Here is a 17,826-nt window from a genome sequence, read left to right as displayed (position 1 = left end):
GCCGTCGGACTCCGGACGCAGCGGCATCCAGTAGTCGGCACGATAGGCGGTTGGATTGTATTCGGGCGTGATGACGACCACGCGGGCGCCGCGCTCGATACATTCCAACTTCCAGTGCGCTTCCGGCATCTTGTTTTCGACAAAGTTCTTCCCCCAGCTGGTGTTCAGCTTGGAGAAGCGCATGTCGGACAGGTCGATGTCGGACCCCTGCGCCCCGGACCACCAGGGGTGGGCGGGGTTCTGGTCGCCGTGCCAGGTGTAGTTCGACCAATAACGGCCGCCCTGCGCCTGTTCCGGGCTGACCTTCCGAATCCAGGTGTCCAACAACGCGTTGATCCCCCCGTTCATCCGGGTGTTGCCCATCTTACCTATGATGCCCAGGACCGGCATCCCCGCGCGATGCTTGAAGCACCGGGTCCCGGCGCCCTTCATCATTTCGATCATTTCCGGCGCATAGCCCTGCTCGCGCAACCTCCGGGCACCGGCTTCACCGCTATACCGCGTGGCAACGATCACCATCGCCTTGGCCGCATAGGTGAAGGCCGTATCCCAGGACACGCGGAGCATGTCGTCCAGGAAGCGGCTGTCAAACTTGTATTTCCGCTTGGTGTCTGGCGTCAGCTCGGGGGAGCCGTCGTCCATCCACGCCTTCCAGCCTTTCCGCATCAACGGACCCTTCAAACGATAGGGGCCGTACACGCGGCGATGGAAGGTGAACCCCTTCAAGCACATGCGCGGATTGTGGGCGAACGTGCCGCGGTTGCCGTAGAGGTCTTCATAGGTTTGGTGGTCGTAGTTCTGCTCGACGCGCATCACCACACCGTTCCGGACGAAGGCCCGAATGCGGCAAGCGTGCGTATCGTTTGGTGAACAACACCACGTAAAGGATGAATCGTACCGGTATTGATCGTGATAGACCCGCTCCCACGACCGATCCGGGTAGTCACCCAGCGGGTTCCCGACTTCGATGACCGGCTGGAGCGCGGTCAACGCCAGGACCTTGTCGGCCACCGCCACCGCGGCCACCGTTCCCGCAGAGACTTTCAAAAACTGTCTGCGTGACAAAAACATATGAATAACCTCCCTGCTAAAAAGACCACTCTCTGTCTCCTTCTTCACAACCGGCTTCTCTCACCTCCCTTCACGGAAACGTTCGGCAGCAAGTTTCAAACAACAGACCAGGCCCACGCCAGCAGGTATGGATAGAGCAAGGTCGTTGCCAGAAAACATTTCTCGTGATCAGGAGGATTGAGGACTGACTAACCCATTGAGAATGCTTGCAAACATTGGCGTCGGATAAAACTTCATGGCGGAAAACACAATCGTATAAACCACTCACGAGAATACGGCGATATGCGAACCGGAAAGCACTCAGATAAAAATCTTATCGATCAATATCTTGCGATCCGCATATCCGGCTATTCGTTCGTCCAGGACAGGCAATTTCTTCTGATTACCTTCGCGGTGACCGCCTCAGGCAGCAGGCTTGTTACAGAAAGGAAATGGTGAGAACGCGGGCCGTTCGCTGCGCGATGCCGCTGCAGGGTGGACTCGTTACGAAGAGGAGACAACGGCTAGGACTCGTCCGACCCCTCGGTGCCAAGAAATCGCTTCATCAGCAGAGAGAAATGCTGGCGGGGAATACCGCTGTTTTCAGCCGCCTTGGTAATGACCCCGCCCGCGGCAGCCAGTTTGTCGCGCAAATAGACCTTGGTGAATTCCTCGATGGCCCGTTCTTTGGCCTCCGTATAGGGCAAGGCGCAGAGATCCCGTTCATGCGACAGCATACGCTCCACGTCCCGCTTCGGAAGCAAAGGGCGCACGTCGCGCTCTGTGACCGTGTCCCCGGCCGCGAGCATCACCGCGCGCTCCACCACGTTGCGCAACTCCCGTCCGTTGCCGGGCCACGAATAGGCGGAGAGCACCCCGAGCGCCGCTTCGTCGAAATGGCATCTGGCACGCCCCATTTCGCGCGAGAGGCGCGCGAGCAGGTGTCGCGCCATCACGGGAATGTCCATCGGGCGCTCGCGCAGCGGCGGCACCGGAATCGACACCACGGCAAGACGATAATACAGATCGCGGCGGAAAGTCCCCTCACGGACGCGGTCTTCCAGATTCTGATTTGTGGCGGCGATAAACCGCATGTCGACCCGCCGGACTCTGGTGCCGCCTACGGGACGCACTTCACTTTCCTCCAGCACACGAAGGAGCTTGGCTTGCAGCAGCAACGGAAGTTCGCCGATTTCATCCAGAAAGACCGTACCCCCGTTCGCCAGTTCGATCAAACCCGGCTTATCGGCGATCGCACCGGTGAACGCGCCCCGCACATGGCCGAACAGCTCGCTCTCCATCATGCCTTCAGGCACCGTGGTGCAATCGATCACCTGGAAGGGGCGATCCCGTTCAGGGCTCTGGTGATGAATCGCTCTCGCGATCATCCCTTTGCCGGTCCCGGTTTCACCCGTGATCAAGACCGTCGAGCGCACCCGCGCGGCTTCCTGGATGGTCCGCATCACCCGTTCAAACGAAGCGCTCTCACCGACCAGGCTGTTGGCTTCGCCTTCCTGGCGTTCCTGATATTCGTAGACGGCATGGCGCCTCAGAATCTCAGAAATCCGGATCGCCCGGTGCAGTCGCATACCCAGATCCTTCGCGTTGACCGGTTTCACCACATAGTCAAACGCACCTCGACGCATCGCATCGACGACCATCGACACGCCGTTCATGCGCGTCACGACCAGGACCGGCAGGTTGGGATCGATCGACTGAATGCGGCTCACCAGATCCAGTCCGTCCATGGCGGGCAACATCATATCCGTCAGAACCAGATCCACCGCACGCTCCTTGAGCAGATCGAGCGCTCCCTCCGCGGTCGCACGGACTTCCATCTCGAAGTCTCCGCCGAGGGGCTTGAGGTCGGCGTCTTCCAGCGCGTGCAGCATCAATTCCACATCCGTGGCATTGTCTTCGACGATCAAGATCGTAAACGGGATCTTGGATCGCTTTTTCATCGTACGAATGTCGAGAACTCCGCTCTGTGCCATGATTGACCTCGTTAGATTCCTCGCTCCGCCACCTCAATAGTGCCAGGGGTTCCCGGCATCGCAAAGGCCTGCCCACCGAGACACGGCACCGTAAATTTCACCGTGCAGCCCTCCCCCTCATCTCCCTCGATCCACACCTGGCCTCCGTACAGCTCGACAATCCGCTGAACGATCGTCAACCCAATGCCGCTGCCGGGCGCCGATCCCGCCGCCAGCCGGATAAACGGATGAAAGACCCGCTGTCGCAGGGCAAGGGGGATGCCGATCCCGCGATCGCTCACCGAGATACACACCATTCGGTCCTGCATCACCGCGCCGATATGAATCGACGGCGGTTCGCCCGGGCGGGCAAACTTGAGCGCATTGGATATCACGTTATCGAATACCTGTCGCAGGTAGGACCCGTGACAGGCTACGAGCGGCAGCCCCGGATCGACCCGTACCGATGTGCGTTGACGGCTGATCTCCTCCGCGCGCTCCTTGAGCACCTCACTAATCACCATGGAAGGGTCCACCGCGGCGACGGCCCCTTGACCGGTCCCCACGCGTGCCACCTCTAAAATTCCCTCTACGCGCCGGACAAGATCTTCTCCATTCTCCTGAATCAACGCGAGCCATCGCGCGGCGCGCTCATCGACTTGACCGCTATACTGCCGCCTCAACAGCCTGGCCAACTCTTCCATCCTCGCGCCAGGCCCCTTGAGATCGTGCGCCAAGGTTTCCGCCAAATGCTCCAACTGCCGTAATCGGGCCGACAACCCCCGTTGTTTTTGCTGCGCGGCTTCATAAAGCCGCACATTCGAGATCGCCACCGCCGCTGCCTGCGCCATTCCCTTGGCTAGACGTTGATTCCACTCATGAGCCGCCCGAGGCCGTTCGCTGACCAATGCGAGCACACCGAATGGTTTTCCTTGCGCCCGAAGCGGGATCGCCAGCAGGCTGTTTCCGATGAGGTTCCGCCGTACCACCTGCGGCCAATGATCGCTGCGACACTGCTCCCCTATTGCGGGCTGGCCGCTCTCATAGGCCTGCACACACACAGGAAACTCCTCCCAGAGCATCACGGATTTCTTCAACCGCTCGTCACAGCTCCCGGATCCCGCTTCGATCACCCAGCATCCCATCGTCTCGTTTTTCAACATCACGAGACACACATCGGCTCCGACGAGTTCCGCCGCCCGATCGGTGATTCTGGCCAGGACACCGTCCAGCCCGTCCGGTCCGATGGTGTTGATTTCCATCCCGATCGCCAGCAACGCTTCCAGTTCCATGATATGCGCACCGATGCGCGATGACATTTCGAGATACGCCGCCGCCAGCTTCCCCAATTCGTCACCGCTTTCCCCCATCGCCAGGAGATGGGGCCGAACCCTGCCCGTATCGATGTCCTGGCCGAGCATCTCGGTCGCCGCCTGCAGCCGGGTGATCGGGTCCGTGATGGACCGGGTCAATACCCGCGACCCAGCAAACCCCAGGAGCACCAGGACTCCTCCCGCCATCCAGAGCCCCTTGAACGCCCGCTCTGAGATCCGGTTCGCCTCATCGTTGAAGCTTTGCATCTGACGGTCGAGCCGGTCTTCTGTCTCGCGAAAATCATCGCGCACCGCACCCGACAGATCGAACCCTTTTCCGGACTGGATATAGGACAGGGCCTGTTCCGAGCGCCCTTCACGAATGTCACGAACCAGCTCATGGCGCGACTGCAGCAATTCTCTCAACCTTCCTTCCATGCGCTGAAGATAGCTAATCACCCAATGATTGCTCTCGGATATATCCGCCTTGCCGCTCAACGCAATATCAAGTTTCGACTTGGCATCGGTGAGGAGAATCAAGAACGTCTGTTCCCGCGTGAGAACGTACCCGTGAAGAGCATCGTCGATATCGATGGCCAGCCGGCGCAGCACGTGCAGCTGCTCACGCACAAGCAGCGCATCATGCCGCTGGTCCTGAATAACGAGGAGCTGTTGGATGAAGTAGAGGTAGGCGACGATCCAGAGTAGCAGCGGCGCCAGCAGGAGGACCAGCACGGTCCACACTTTGCGTTGGACCCTGAGCGCTCTCCACCATTGCGGGCCGGCCCAGTTCAGCGGCATACGTTCCCTCACCGGCATCCGCGACCGTTGCAGGCCCGTCGGAGACCGCCTGCCTCAGCACCCGTGAATCGTAGGCCGCCGACCGACAAGGAGTCAAGACTGCCCGTTCTCCCCGGACACGGATCCTGGCATCCGGCTTCATGGCATAATTCATGGCAAGATACACAACCGCGGCACTCACGGATAGTAACTTCTCTTGCACCAGGGTGCCTTAATTCCCATTCTGAATGGCCGGCCCACCCTTTCCGCCCTATAATTCACCTTGAACAAATCAGGCTGCCTCTCACCTGTATGAGGATGTCATGAAACTCCCGCGCAAACAGGCCGTCGTGGTCCGTGATGCCATCGAACAATGGAAGCAGGACGCGGGGTTGATTCAGGACGCGCAGGCCGCGACCCTGGCCGCCACGATCGAGGTGCAATAATTCGATTGGCGGAAGCTGGCGAAATATTCGTTTTGGATCGCTCTGTTCTCGATCGTCTCATCGGTGAGTGCGGCGCTCTCCGATCGCTGGCTGATGGATCTCCTCCAACGGCTGTTCGACACGCCGCCGATCGCCCGATGCGTCCTGCTCGCCACCGCCGCGGCCGCGCTCTATCGATGGGGACTAGTCAGACGCGCACAGGCGCCGGACAAGGTCTATCGCAACGAAGCGATTTTCTTCCTCGGGGTGATTGCCACCGCCGGAGCGATTTCTCAGCTGGGGATTGCGCTCGACACAGGCAGCGGGCACTTCTCTCTCATGCTGTTGTTGTCGTTTCTGGTCTATGCGGGACTCGGCATCGCGCTGGAAGCAAATTTGATCTGGGTATTCGCCCTGGCATCGCTGGGCAGCTGGATGGGCACTGAAACCGGCTACATGTCGGGTGGGGCGCCTACTATCTCGGGATGAATTATCCGCTGTGCTTTGTCCTGTTTGGCGGACTGCTGACCGCCTGCGCGCTCTCACTGGAAACACACTCGATCGGACAGCGGTTCTTCCGCAGCACACTAGTGATGGGACTGCTGTACCTCTTTATCGCCCTGTGGATCATGTCGATCTTCGGGAACTACGGCGACCTCCCTGCATGGGGACGGGTGAAGCAAATCGAACTCTTCCACTGGTCGATCCTCTTTGCGGCCGTAGCGGGCTGGGCCATCTATTACGGGTTGCGACACGACAACGACATCACAAAAGGGTTCGGCCTGACCTTTCTCGGCATCAACCTTTATACGCGTTTCTTCGAGCTGTTCTGGGACAACCTGCACAAGGCCGTCTTCTTTGCTCTCCTCGCCGCTAGTTTCTGGTATATCGGCAGCAAAGCCGAAACGATCTGGAATCTGGGCAAAGAGAACAAGGCGCAGAAACCGACACAAGGAAGGTAGGAAACATCCAGCGGCTCCTGGCGCTCGAGCGAGAGCGCCAGGAATCCTGACTACGCTGTCTCCTGATCGCTAAACGCGCGGACCAGATCCGACACGGATAGCACCCCGATAACGCTGCCGTCGGCCGTTACCGGCAAATGCCGGATCCCCTGCTTCTTCATCAACGCCATCGCCTCAGACAGAGGCTCATCTTCCTCAATCGTGACGAACGACTTGCTCATGCAGGCCGACACGGTGGTCGTATTCGGATCCAGTCCTTTTGCGACGACTTTCCGGCTGAGATCGCCATCTGTGATGATCCCGATGTAGCGAGACCCGTCATCCACCATCAATGAGCCTACTTTATGCTTCAGCAGCAGCTTCCCAGCCTCCTTCACCGTCGCCGCGCGATGGATACTCCGCACATCGTGCGACATATAGGCCTCCACCGTGGCGCTTGATCGCTTCTTCCCGTTACGGCTGCTTTCCCGCGTGGCCTGCACCCGGCGGCGCAACTCCAGATCGGCCAGGCAACTGGCGAGCACCTGGCGGCGCTGCTGAAGCGTTTCCCGTTCCACATCGTGCATGCCGCTCTCCTGGGCCTCTTCCGGGAGCATGATCGACTCCCCGCTCTTCGCATAGAAGTAGGCTTCGGCTTCTTCCGAGGCGGCGCCGAAAACCTGCCCGATCAAATCCTCGGCGGCCTCGTCGAAGTCTTCCAAAGACGCGTTCCCCCGCTTGCGCGAGAGGAACGGCTGGAACTTGACCAACATCTGTTTGACGCGTTCAATATACCGGTCGAGAATATCGCTGCGTGTGAGCCCCGTGCGAACTCGTTTTGCCATGTGATCCCTCCTGCGTTGTACGCACGAGGATATCCCATGCGCAGCGCAGCCTCAAGTCTCCGCTCCCTATGCCGCAGGCGAAATATTTGCTTCCTTTCCCACCAGCACTTTCCTGGCTCCGCCGCCGCGGACGCGGTGCATCTTCTCACGTGTGTGGTAGGGCAGCAGGCCTTCGAGCACTGCTGGAAGTTTGTCGCAGGGCACATCTTCCATAATCTTGACTGCCAGCTTCGGATCGGGCCCCGACCGGCCGCCGACGTAAATATCCACCGCCTCGACGACCTTCCCGTCGACTTTGGCCTTTTTCCCCAACAACCCCACATCGGCCACCAAGTGATTGCCGCAACTCGCGGGGCAGCCGGACCAGTGCATGGTGATCGGCTTGAGCGAATTGCCCAGCCGCCCCTCAAGCGCCTTGGCCACCGCGACCGCCCGCCCCTTGCTTTCAATCACCGCCAGATTGCAGTAGTCGCTGCCGACGCAGCTGACCAGGCCTTTATAGAGGGCCGACGGGTTATAGGCGAATTGCTTTAAGAGCGGTTCGTCCGCCAGATCCCCGACCATTCGATCGCTGATATTGGGAATGATCAGCGCCTGGCTTGGGGTAATGCGGATTTCCCCGTTCCCATACTTCTCCGACAAATTCAGGATCTTCACGAGATCCGCCGCTTTCACCCGCCCGACGAGTACTTTGAGCCCGGCGTAGTTCATTCCCTGTTGCCGTTGACGGAAGATCCCGACATGGTCTTGCTCTCCCGTTTTCCGGGCATCTATTCCGGCCGACGCGAGCCGCTTGCCTAGACGAGCTTCAACTTCGGCGCGAAATCGAACCTCGCCCCAATCGTCGATCAAAAACGCGAGACGGGCTTGCGTGCGACTCTCCCGCGGCCCATGGTCACGATAGATTTCCAGAATCGCGCGGCACACATCCAACGCCTCGGCCGGATTGACGAACACATCCAGGGGCGTGGCGATTCGATACCCGCCCGATCCCAGCTTGCCCCCCACGAGCACATTGAATCCCGCGCACCGGTCATGCCCCAAATCATAGTGCGCCGGCACAAGCGCCAGATCTTGCGTCTCCATATGCACGCAGTTATGCGGGCAGCCGGTCACCGCCACATTCAGCTTGCGCGGCAGATTGGAGTAGGCCGGATTGCCGAGAATCGCTTCGTTGATCGCCCGCACCAGCGCCGTAGTCTCAACGACCTCATCCGGGTTGAGCCCGGCGATGGCGCAGGTCATGACGTTCCGGACATTGTCCATGCCGGTTTGCATGGAGGTCAGGCCGACCCCGTCCATCCGGGCAAAGACCGCCGGCACATCTTCGATCTTGATGTTCCGGAGTTGGACTTGTTGCCTGGTGGTCAGATCCAAGACTCCGTTGCCATAGGTCGACGCAATCTCGGCCAACGCCCGCAGTTGATACGACGACGTATGCCCGCCGGGAATCCGCACCCGTACCATGAACAATCCCGGCGTAGGATTGCGCAGAAAGAGGCCATACCACTTGAGCCGCTGGACATCGGCCTCAGGAATCGATTCCCACCCGGTCGTCGCATAGTGGGCAATCATCTCCCGCACCGCCAATCCGTCACGCTCAGCCTTGATCGCCTCGATCTTGTTCATCCCGTCCTCCTCACGGTCTAGTTGATTAACTCTACCCGATATCCAGTGACATCCCGTACTAATCGTACGATTCCCGCCCGGCTCCACCGATCGACGGTGAGAAAGATCTGCGCAAAACAGTCTCCTCCCAGCACGCCGGCGATATCGTCGAGCGTCACCGCTCGGCGGGCGCGCAGCAGGTCTCCGAGGGTCTTCTCCAATCCCATGTGTTCCCTATCACCGGCTCGTTCCATGTCCATCGTCGCCTCCTTTCTGCGCCGTGAAACACAATGGCGCCAGCCTCCAGCAGGCCCCGCTCAAGAGCCCCGGAAGCTGGCGCCATTGCCAGCCGAACGGCGCCGACAACATCGTCGGCGCCAGCGTTCCTCGATCTTGCTAGAACGTCTTATACTCGAGCCACTTCCCGTTCAACGTAATCTTGCAGCGGGCCTCGCCCTGACTGCCCGTCACCTTTTCCATCTCCATCGTATAATCGATCGCGCTCATGATCCCGTCGCCGAACATTTCATTCGCTTGTTCACGCAACGAATCCCCGTAGACTCCGATAATCTCCAACAGGCGGTACTTGAAGGGGTCTGTGGTATTGGGGAAATCCGTGCGTACCGGAAACTTGCTGAGCGACGCAGTCAACTCGGCATCCAGGCCGATCAAGTCACCGACCTTCTTGGCTTCATCAGCCGTGAACTTATGATTGCCGTTCAACGCGGCGGCAACAAAGGTGGGATTTTTCCCCACAACCTTCGCAACCTCGGCAATGGTCACTTTCTTGGCGACCCGCTTCTCCTTGATGGCCTTCCGAATTTCATCTTTCGACATCGTCATCGTCTCCTTGTAAGAATATGGATAGGTAAACGGTCTCTCTCACTACGATCCTGCCGGCACCGACACGGCCGGTACCGGGACGGTGACTGATTCCGCTGCTTCGACACGATAGGGACTCACGAGCCAATAGAGTCCGCCGACGAACATCCCTCCGCCGACAATATTGCCCAGCACCACAAAGAGTTGGTTGTACCAAAACCCCGCCCAGCTCACGGCGGCCTCGTGCGGCATGAAAAGCGCCATACCCAGGAACGATTGGTTGGCGATGCTGTGTTCAAACCCGATCCCGATGAAAGCAAACAGACACCAGAAAATCAGCATGATCTTCGCCGCGTCATTGGTCGTCCGCCCCGCCGTCCAGACCGCCAGACAGATGAGCCAGTTACACAAGATGCCGCGCACGAACAACTCCCACGGCCCCAAGGACATCTTCACCCCGGCCACTTTTTGAATCATGTCGGCCGTCGGCCCCTTGGCAAAGACGCCGGACTCCACCACGAGCCAGGCCAGCGCCAACGATCCGATCAGGTTCCCGAACCAGGACCAGAAGTTGAGCTGGAAAACTTGGCCCCACGTCACGCTACGCGAGAGCCCGCCGATCGCTCCAATCATATTGTTCCCGGTGAACAGTTCCGACCCGGCGAAAATCACCAGCGTCAGAGCGATACCGAACGAGGCGCCCATCACCAGCTTGACCACCGGCGATCCAGCCGCCGCGAGCGGCGCGCCCAGACTGAAGATCAGGGCGATGCCGAATCCCAGATAGATGCCGGCCATTGCCGACAACACAAGGTACCCACCCAATGATGTATCAAGAAACCCCACCTTCTTCTTTGCCACCCCTGCGATCCGTTCATGATCCGCGTGATGCATAGTCCCCTCCAGGTTAGGTCGTCCGATGATTGTCTAGAAACACAAAAGGCGTCCTTCTCCCTCAAGGGAAAAGGACGCCTTTGTCCATCTCACGACAGGTCTGCCACGACCTGCCTCTACGCGCAAGACTTCGACGAAGAAGCCTCACTGGCTCAGAAAATAAAAAGGCGCCCGCCATCCCTTTCAGAATGACGGACGCCTTTGTCCGTTGCCTTATGTCGAGAGCCTCGACCGTGGCGCCTTTGCCACAATCAGCTCATACAAGTACTTCTAACACGGCTTCCAGTCCACCGTCAACCCATACTTTCGAATGGGCCGGCCACGTCCTAGATGTCGTAGTACAAAAAGAACTCGTACGGATGCGGCCGCAACCGCATGGTATCGACTTCCTTGGTACGCTTGTAGCTAATCCAGGCTTCAATCAGATCTTCGGTAAAGACTCCGCCCTTCAGCAGGAACTGGTGATCCTTTTCGAGGTTGTTCAGCGCCTCGTCGAGGCTGCCCGGCATGGTCTTGATCTTGGCGGCTTCCTTCGCTTCGAGATCGTAGAGATCCTTCTCTGCCGGTTCGCCCGGATTGATCTTGTTCTCGATGCCGTCCAATCCCGCCATCAACATGGCTGCGAACGCGAGATACGGATTGGCACCGGGATCCGGGAAGCGCACTTCGATCCGCTTCGCTTTGGGGCTCGGCGAATACATCGGAATGCGGATACCCGCCGACCGGTTCCGGCTGGAATAGGCCAGCAGCACCGGCGCTTCGAATCCCGGCGTCAACCGCTTATAGGAGTTGGTCGTCGGGTTGGTAATCGCCGCCAGAGCCGGCGCATGCTTGAGAATGCCGCCGATGTAGTGGAGACACATCTGGGACACGCCCGCATACTCCTTGCCCGCGAAGAGGGGCTTGCCGTCCTTCCAGATGCTCTGGTGCGTATGCATGCCCGATCCGTTATCGCCGAAAATCGGCTTCGGCATGAAGGTCGCCGTCTTGCCGTGACGGCGCGCGACGTTCTTGACGATGTACTTGTACATCATCATTTTGTCGGCCGTCCGGACCAGCGAGTCGAACCGGATGTCGATTTCCGCCTGACCGGCCGTGGCCACTTCATGGTGATGCTTCTCGATGGAAATGCCGGCCTTCTCCATCTCCAGCACCATTTCGGTCCTGATATCCTGCTGCGTGTCGGTCGGCGCCACCGGAAAGTAGCCTTCCTTGGAACGGATCTTTCCGCCCAGGTTGACACCCTCCTGGCCCATGTTCCAGACACCCTCTTCGGAATCGATGAAGTAGTAGCCGCTGTGATTCGTCTGATCGTAGCGGGCCTGATCGAAGATAAAGAATTCGGCTTCCGGACCCCAGTAGGAGGTGTCGCCGATCTTGGTGCTCTGGAGATACTTCTCCGCCTTCTGGGCGATGAAGCGGGGATCGCGATTGTAGGTCTCGCGGGTGATCGGATCGACGACGTTGCCGATCAAGCTCAGCGTCGGCACGGCGCAAAACGGATCCATGGTCGCAGTCGAGGGATCGGGCACCACCAGCATGTCGCTGTTGTTGATGGCCCTCCATCCACGGATCGATGAGCCGTCCAGACCGGACCCGTCCTTGAAGAGGTCTTCCGTCAACTCGCCGAGCGGAATCGTAAAATGCTGCCAGGTTCCGATCAAATCGACGAACTTCAAGTCCACCACCTGGACCTTGTTCTTCTTCGCAAACTCTAACACTTCACGGACGTTCATCCCCTCCTCCTTTCAGGCTCCTCACAACAACCTGCGTGAGACCTTTTCGACGGTTATGCTGCCTTCACACCCACAAACTCTTCGATTTCCTTCCAGACCCCATGACGCACCCGCTCGATCTGCTCCGCCTGCTCCACCTTTTTCCCCTGCGCATCGGTCACGTAAAACACGTCCGCGACCTGATCGAGGCGAGTCGAAATACGCGCCGCGTGCACGGATAATCCCTGGCGGAAGATGGCGTTGGTGATGACGTAAAGCAAGCCCTGCCGGTCGTCCGCAAACACATCGACGATGGTGTATCGCTCCGACGTTTCATTGTCGATCCGCACTTCCGTGGCCTGACGCGCCGGCCCGATCGACCGCGACGCCGACATGCGCGTCCCCCGCTGCACGACCGCTTCGATCCCTTCCCTCCCCCGCAAGACGGACTCGATCATGGCCGCGATGGACTCACGCCGCTCAGCCGGAGGCGCTTCGTTGTAATCCGGGTCGGTGACCTGAAAGGTGTCGACCACCACGCCGTCCTGCCGGGTCAGAATCTGCGCGTCCAGAATCTGCAATCCATTCGCCGCCATCACCCCGGCCAGCTTGGAGAACACGCCCGGGATCACGTCGTTGAAAGTCACAACCGCGTATTCGCAGGTTCCCAGCGCTTCGTTGAACTCCGAATCGACCAGGACCTCTCCGGGACTCAACTGTCTGATGGTCGACAAATGCGCGGCAATGCGTCTCGGCGAGGTTCCGTAGGCATACCGCAATGGAAACTGACGCAACTGCGCTTCCACCCAGGACGGGGAAATATCCGCCTGTCCGCGGAACACCGGCTGCTGCATGACCTCGGCCACAATACTCTTGAGGCGCTCCGGCGCATCGGCGGCCTCCCGCTCTCCCGATACTTCCTGCATCGTGCGCACATACAGCTCGATCAGCAGCGATTCCTTCCATTTCGTCAACACACCCGGTCCTACCGCCGCAATGTCGGCCGCCGTGAGCGCCAGAAGCTTGCGCAGCACCTCGGGCGTTCCCACTTCGCGGGCGAACGGCAACACAACTTTCTCGTCGTTGGGATCGCGTCGAAAGGCGGTATGGGCCATCATGAGATGCCGGTGCACGAGAAAGGACACGGTCCGGCGCTCCAGATCGTCCAGGCCCAATCGCGCAGCCATCTCTTCGGCAATCCGCCGGCCGACTTCGCTATGATCCTCTTCCTGGCCTTTCCCGAGGTCATGGAGAAACACTGCGAGATGGAGCAGATCCTTGCGCTTGATCTCCCGATACACTTCACCCAACATGCCCTGATCCTGCGCGAACGATTCCACTTTCGCGACCGCCAACAGACTATGCTCGTCAACGGTGTATTTGTGGTACTGGTTGAACTGCATCAGCCCCCGCACGGATGAGCAGACGGGAATCAACTTTTCCAGCAAATGCGCGCGATGCATCGCTTCCAGCGTGGCAGCCGTGCCAGGTCCCGCGAGAATACTCAGGAAGATCCGGCTGACTTCCGGCGTCCGGAACCCTTCGTCCGTGAGCCCTTCCATATGGCGATGGATATCCTCGACCAACGCCGGCTCGATCACGACCCGCTTCGAACGGGCGAGATCAAACAAGCGCATCAGCAAGGCCGGGCTTTCAATCACCCGCGGCCGCAATTCGACCGGCACGGTCAAGGTCTCGCCGCTGAGAACAAAGTACTGCTCCAACTTGGCCGACGGCAGCCATCCGGTGAGGCGCGCCCAGATCGAGCGCGGCTTGCACCGCCGAACAAACCGGACCGTCGCTTCGTGCAGCCCCATGGTATGGCGATAGTACTGCTGCATGAACTGCTCGACGGCCAGGAGATGCGGACGGTCCTCGAATCCGAACCGCGACGCCAGCCACACCTGCTCATCGAAGGAGAGGATTTCCTGCGCCATGCCCGCATGAATGTGCAACAACCCGCGCACGCGCAGTAAAAACTCCCGGGCTTCACTTACGACGGCATAATCCTGCCGCGAAAGGAACCCCCGATCAGACAGTTCACGAATCGTCGGCGCCTGGTACCGGGCGATCCCGGCCCATTGCAACAGATGCAGATCGCGCAAGCCGCCCTGGCTTTTCTTTACATTCGGCTCGAGCAGATAGACCGTTTCGCCGAATTTTTCGTACTCCCGGCGTCGCTCGGCCAGCTTTTGTTCCAGATATTTGTCAACTCCAACCGTGGACACTTTGCGCGAATAGAGCGCATGGAATTCCTGAAACAGCTGAGAGTGTCCGGTGAGGAATCGGGCTTCCATCATCGAGGTGCGCACAGTCGCATCACTCAGCCCCAGGCTGATGCAGTCCGCGATGGTACGCACACTGTGACCGACTTGAAAGCCGATATCCCAAAGAGGATGGAGCACCTGCCGCACGAAATCCGGGACGATCTTCTGCGCCTCAGGACGGAACAGCACCATCAAATCGATATCCGAATAGGGTGAGAGCTCACGCCGGCCATAGCCCCCGATCGCAACCAAACAGCACTGCTGAAAGGCGGCGGTCATCATCGCCTCGCCACCCTGGCGTGCAGCATTACGATACCGGCCGACGATTAATCCGTCCGCCAGATCGGTCTGGGCCACCACCAACTCCGCCCCGGACGCTCCGTCCATCAAGCGTCGCGCAATGGCCTGCCGCTGCTCGGCCAGCATGGCGCCGACAGCTGCGCCATCGAGGTCGGTTTGCGCAAAGACCCGCTGATCGGACGAAAGACTCACAACGCGGTGTCCCCCGTTTCCCCCGTTCGAATCCGGACAGCCATACCGAGATCGCGCACGAAAATCTTCCCGTCTCCGATGCTGCCGGTCTTGGCCGTTCTAGCAATCGTATCGAGTACTCGCTGCACCTGGCTGTCCGGCACGGCCACTTCGACTTTTACTTTCGGCACGAACTCAATCGTATATTCCTGTCCGCGGTAGGTCTCTTTGTGGCCCTTCTGACGGCCGAACCCTTTGACTTCCGTCACGGTCATCCCCTGTATGCCGATCTCTAGCAGGGCATCCTTGACCTCGTCCAACTTGAAAGGCTTGATGATGGCTTCGATCAATTTCATGCTCGATCTCCTATGAGTAGGCGCGCTCGTTGTGTTGGCTCAGATCCAATCCTGTCGCCTCTTCTTCCGGCTCGATGCGCAGTTTCGTCATGCCACCGACCAGCTTGAGCAAGAGAAACGTCACGACCGCGGAAAAGACCGCAACCACGATCACCGTCAGCACCTGCACTCCGAAAAAGGCAGCGTTGCCGTACAACAGCCCGTCGGCTCCCCCGGCATTGATCGCCTTACTGGCGAACAGACCTGTCGCGAGAATGCCCAGCACCCCGCCGACCCCGTGGATCCCCACGACGTCAAGCGAGTCATCATAGCCGAATCGTCCCTTCCAGACAATTGCGAAGTAGCAGGCCAGTCCGGCCGCCGCACCGATCAACATGGCCGGAAACGGCCCGATATACCCGGATGCGGGTGTGACGGTCGCCAGTCCGGCGACGGCACCGCTCGCCACCCCGAGCACCGTCGGCTTGCCTCGATGCACCCACTCCGCGATACACCAGACGAGCGCCCCCATCGAGGCCGCGGTATGAGTCGCCACGATGGCTGTGATCGCCACCCCGTTGGCGCCCAGCGCGCTGCCGCCGTTAAAGCCGAACCACCCGAACCAGAGCAATCCCGTTCCTAGCAAGGTCATGGGAAGATTGTGCGGGGCCATATAGTCGGTGCCATAGCCGCGGCGCTTGCCCAAGACCAGCGCGCAGACCAGCGCCGCCGCGCCTGAGCTAATGTGCACGACCGCGCCGCCGGCAAAGTCCAAGGCTCCCAGCTTCGCCAACCAGCCCCCCCCCCAGATCCAATGCGCGAGCGGCGCATAGACGAATAGCGACCACAGCGCCGAAAAGAGGACCATCGCGCTGAACCGCTTCCGCTCGGCAAACGCCCCCGCGATGAGCGCCGGCGTAATGGCGGCAAACATCATCTGAAAAAACATGAAGGCTTGATGCGGGATTGTCGGCCCATATGTTGGATGAGGCTCCACCCCGACGCTGTTCAAGCCGGCCCAATCCAGCCCGCCGATCACGCCCCCTTTGTCCGGTCCAAAGGCCAGACTGTACCCGATAAGAATCCATAACAGGCTCACCACGCTCAGGATGATAAAACTCTGCATGATCGTGCCCAGCACATTCTTGCTCCGTACCAGCCCCCCGTAAAACAGCGCCAACCCAGGGACCAGCATGACCAGCACCAATGCCGACGACATCAGCACCCAGGCCGTGTCTCCCGAATCGACCTTCAATGCCGTGGCCTGCGCGCTCGCCTCTGGCATCCCGACCAGCGATGCACAGAGCATCCCCAGCCCGGCCCCCAGTACGACCGCAAAACGTGTGAACATGGTCACGATCTGCCTCCTTCGCATCGGAATGTCACAAACCCAAGGAGTGGAGCGGGAGAAATCGGCTCCCCCCGCCCCACTCCCGTTCATGCCCGTCTAGGCCCTAGAACGTCTTAGTAAACTTCAACTTGTAGAAATCTTCGTTGTTCCCCATGTCTTTTCCCGCGGTAAACCGGAACGCCATCCCGCCCGCCAGCTTCATTTCCACATACGGTCCAATCCAGCGATAGTAATCCTGCTGATAGCCGGGCAGCGATCCTCCTCCTAAGCCTGTCGCGGATGCGCGCGTTGAGAGCAGCTGTTCATAGTGTACGCCCAGTGAAAACATGCTGTTCGCCCGATAGCCCACGTTCGCCCAATAATGCAAGAAGTCCCACGAACCGCGCCCCCCCACTCCGCGTGCCGAAGTCAGCAAGCAATTGGGATCACCTGAGCCGACCTGGGTACAATTTGACGCGCCGGGCTGTCCGGCTTTCCCGCCCTCTTCCCGAATGGCTTTGTAGTACCCCATGTAAAACTCGCCCTCAAAACGATCGTCGACATAATTCATGGTCAGACTCGGCACGATACCCTCGAATGCCGTCGTCCGTTCGTTTGTGGCGCCATCGCCGTTCGAAAAGAATCCCCCGCGGGAGGACAGCAACTGTCCATGAACAAATCCAATCATGGGTGTAATAGAGAGACGCTTGTCCAAAAAGGTCAGATTCAACCCCATGTCCGTTTCCAGCCACGGGTTGTTATTGTGGACGCCGATTCCAGAAATGGCCGTCCAATAGGTCACACTGAATGCCAGCGCCACATTGTCGGTCAGGCCATAGGTCCCATAGATCGCCGGATTGAAACCGAAGAAACTGTCGGCCTGCATGGCCATCGTCACTGACACCGGATGCTTCGTGGTATCCATCAAATCATCCGTCATACCGGCCTGAGACACTCCTGGAGAAAGAACAAGCCCACTGATCCCCAACAGAGTTCCAACGACCCACCCACGCACACCTCGATACCCTACCTTTTGCATGGCGCCTCCAAATGAATA

The 17,826-nt window shown here is 59.3% G+C and carries 16 protein-coding genes; 3 read left to right on the top strand and 13 right to left on the bottom strand.

Annotation, left to right across the window (positions count from 1 at the left end; genetic code table 11):
• The 3 genes from Q7U39_16830 to Q7U39_16820 form a co-directional block, all read right to left on the bottom strand.
• Positions 1-1,071 (bottom strand): molybdopterin-dependent oxidoreductase (locus Q7U39_16830; GenBank protein ID MDO9119627.1); only part of this gene is annotated, 1,071 nt, incomplete at its 3' end.
• Between the two features lie 503 nt (positions 1,072-1,574).
• Complete coding sequence (locus Q7U39_16825) at positions 1,575-3,044, bottom strand: sigma-54 dependent transcriptional regulator (protein MDO9119626.1); 1,470 nt, start codon at positions 3,042-3,044, stop codon at positions 1,575-1,577.
• A gap of 11 nt (positions 3,045-3,055) precedes the next feature.
• Positions 3,056-5,137: an ATP-binding protein gene (locus tag Q7U39_16820; protein ID MDO9119625.1), complete on the bottom strand. Its 2,082-nt coding sequence runs from the start codon at positions 5,135-5,137 to the stop codon at positions 3,056-3,058.
• A gap of 302 nt (positions 5,138-5,439) precedes the next feature.
• On the opposite strand from Q7U39_16820, the gene Q7U39_16815 reads away from it, so the two are divergent.
• From Q7U39_16815 to Q7U39_16805, 3 genes are all read left to right on the top strand, one after another.
• A complete protein-coding gene (locus Q7U39_16815) occupies positions 5,440-5,562 on the top strand; it encodes a hypothetical protein (GenBank protein ID MDO9119624.1) in 123 nt (40 codons plus the stop codon).
• A 63-nt stretch (positions 5,563-5,625) separates the two neighbouring features.
• A complete protein-coding gene (locus Q7U39_16810) occupies positions 5,626-6,030 on the top strand; it encodes a hypothetical protein (protein ID MDO9119623.1) in 405 nt (134 codons plus the stop codon).
• Complete coding sequence (locus Q7U39_16805) at positions 6,027-6,503, top strand: hypothetical protein (GenBank protein MDO9119622.1); 477 nt, start codon at positions 6,027-6,029, stop codon at positions 6,501-6,503. Before Q7U39_16810 ends, Q7U39_16805 begins: the two co-directional genes overlap by 4 nt.
• A gap of 50 nt (positions 6,504-6,553) precedes the next feature.
• Here the strand turns inward: Q7U39_16805 and Q7U39_16800 are convergent, their stop codons facing one another.
• The 10 genes from Q7U39_16800 to Q7U39_16755 form a co-directional block, all read right to left on the bottom strand.
• Positions 6,554-7,327, bottom strand: coding sequence for a CBS domain-containing protein (locus Q7U39_16800; protein MDO9119621.1), 774 nt, complete (start codon positions 7,325-7,327; stop codon positions 6,554-6,556).
• Between the two features lie 66 nt (positions 7,328-7,393).
• Complete coding sequence (locus Q7U39_16795) at positions 7,394-8,956, bottom strand: ferredoxin--nitrite reductase (protein MDO9119620.1); 1,563 nt, start codon at positions 8,954-8,956, stop codon at positions 7,394-7,396.
• A 17-nt stretch (positions 8,957-8,973) separates the two neighbouring features.
• Positions 8,974-9,195, bottom strand: a complete 222-nt coding sequence (locus Q7U39_16790; GenBank protein ID MDO9119619.1) for a hypothetical protein — start codon at positions 9,193-9,195, stop codon at positions 8,974-8,976.
• A 136-nt stretch (positions 9,196-9,331) separates the two neighbouring features.
• Positions 9,332-9,772, bottom strand: a complete 441-nt coding sequence (gene cynS / locus Q7U39_16785) for a cyanase (protein ID MDO9119618.1) — start codon at positions 9,770-9,772, stop codon at positions 9,332-9,334.
• Positions 9,773-9,820: 48 nt separating this feature from the next.
• Positions 9,821-10,651: a formate/nitrite transporter family protein gene (locus Q7U39_16780; GenBank protein MDO9119617.1), complete on the bottom strand. Its 831-nt coding sequence runs from the start codon at positions 10,649-10,651 to the stop codon at positions 9,821-9,823.
• 326 nt (positions 10,652-10,977) lie between these two features.
• Entirely contained in the window at positions 10,978-12,387 is a 1,410-nt protein-coding gene (glnA, locus tag Q7U39_16775) for a type I glutamate--ammonia ligase (protein MDO9119616.1), read from the bottom strand.
• A 53-nt stretch (positions 12,388-12,440) separates the two neighbouring features.
• Positions 12,441-15,125, bottom strand: a complete 2,685-nt coding sequence (gene glnD / locus Q7U39_16770) for a [protein-PII] uridylyltransferase (GenBank protein ID MDO9119615.1) — start codon at positions 15,123-15,125, stop codon at positions 12,441-12,443.
• The gene (locus Q7U39_16765) at positions 15,122-15,460 is read right to left on the bottom strand and encodes a P-II family nitrogen regulator (protein ID MDO9119614.1); all 339 of its coding nucleotides are present in this window, start codon (positions 15,458-15,460) and stop codon (positions 15,122-15,124) included. Before Q7U39_16765 ends, glnD begins: the two co-directional genes overlap by 4 nt.
• Positions 15,461-15,470: 10 nt before the next feature.
• Positions 15,471-16,790, bottom strand: coding sequence for an ammonium transporter (locus Q7U39_16760; GenBank protein ID MDO9119613.1), 1,320 nt, complete (start codon positions 16,788-16,790; stop codon positions 15,471-15,473).
• Between the two features lie 103 nt (positions 16,791-16,893).
• On the bottom strand, positions 16,894-17,694 hold the full coding sequence (locus Q7U39_16755; GenBank protein MDO9119612.1) for a hypothetical protein: 801 nt from the start codon (positions 17,692-17,694) through the stop codon (positions 16,894-16,896).
• Positions 17,695-17,826 lie beyond the last annotated feature (132 nt).

It is taken from the genome of Nitrospira sp. (assembly GCA_030653545.1).
GTDB lineage: Bacteria > Nitrospirota > Nitrospiria > Nitrospirales > Nitrospiraceae > Nitrospira_D.
This window is presented reverse-complemented; position numbering and strand designations above follow the sequence as displayed.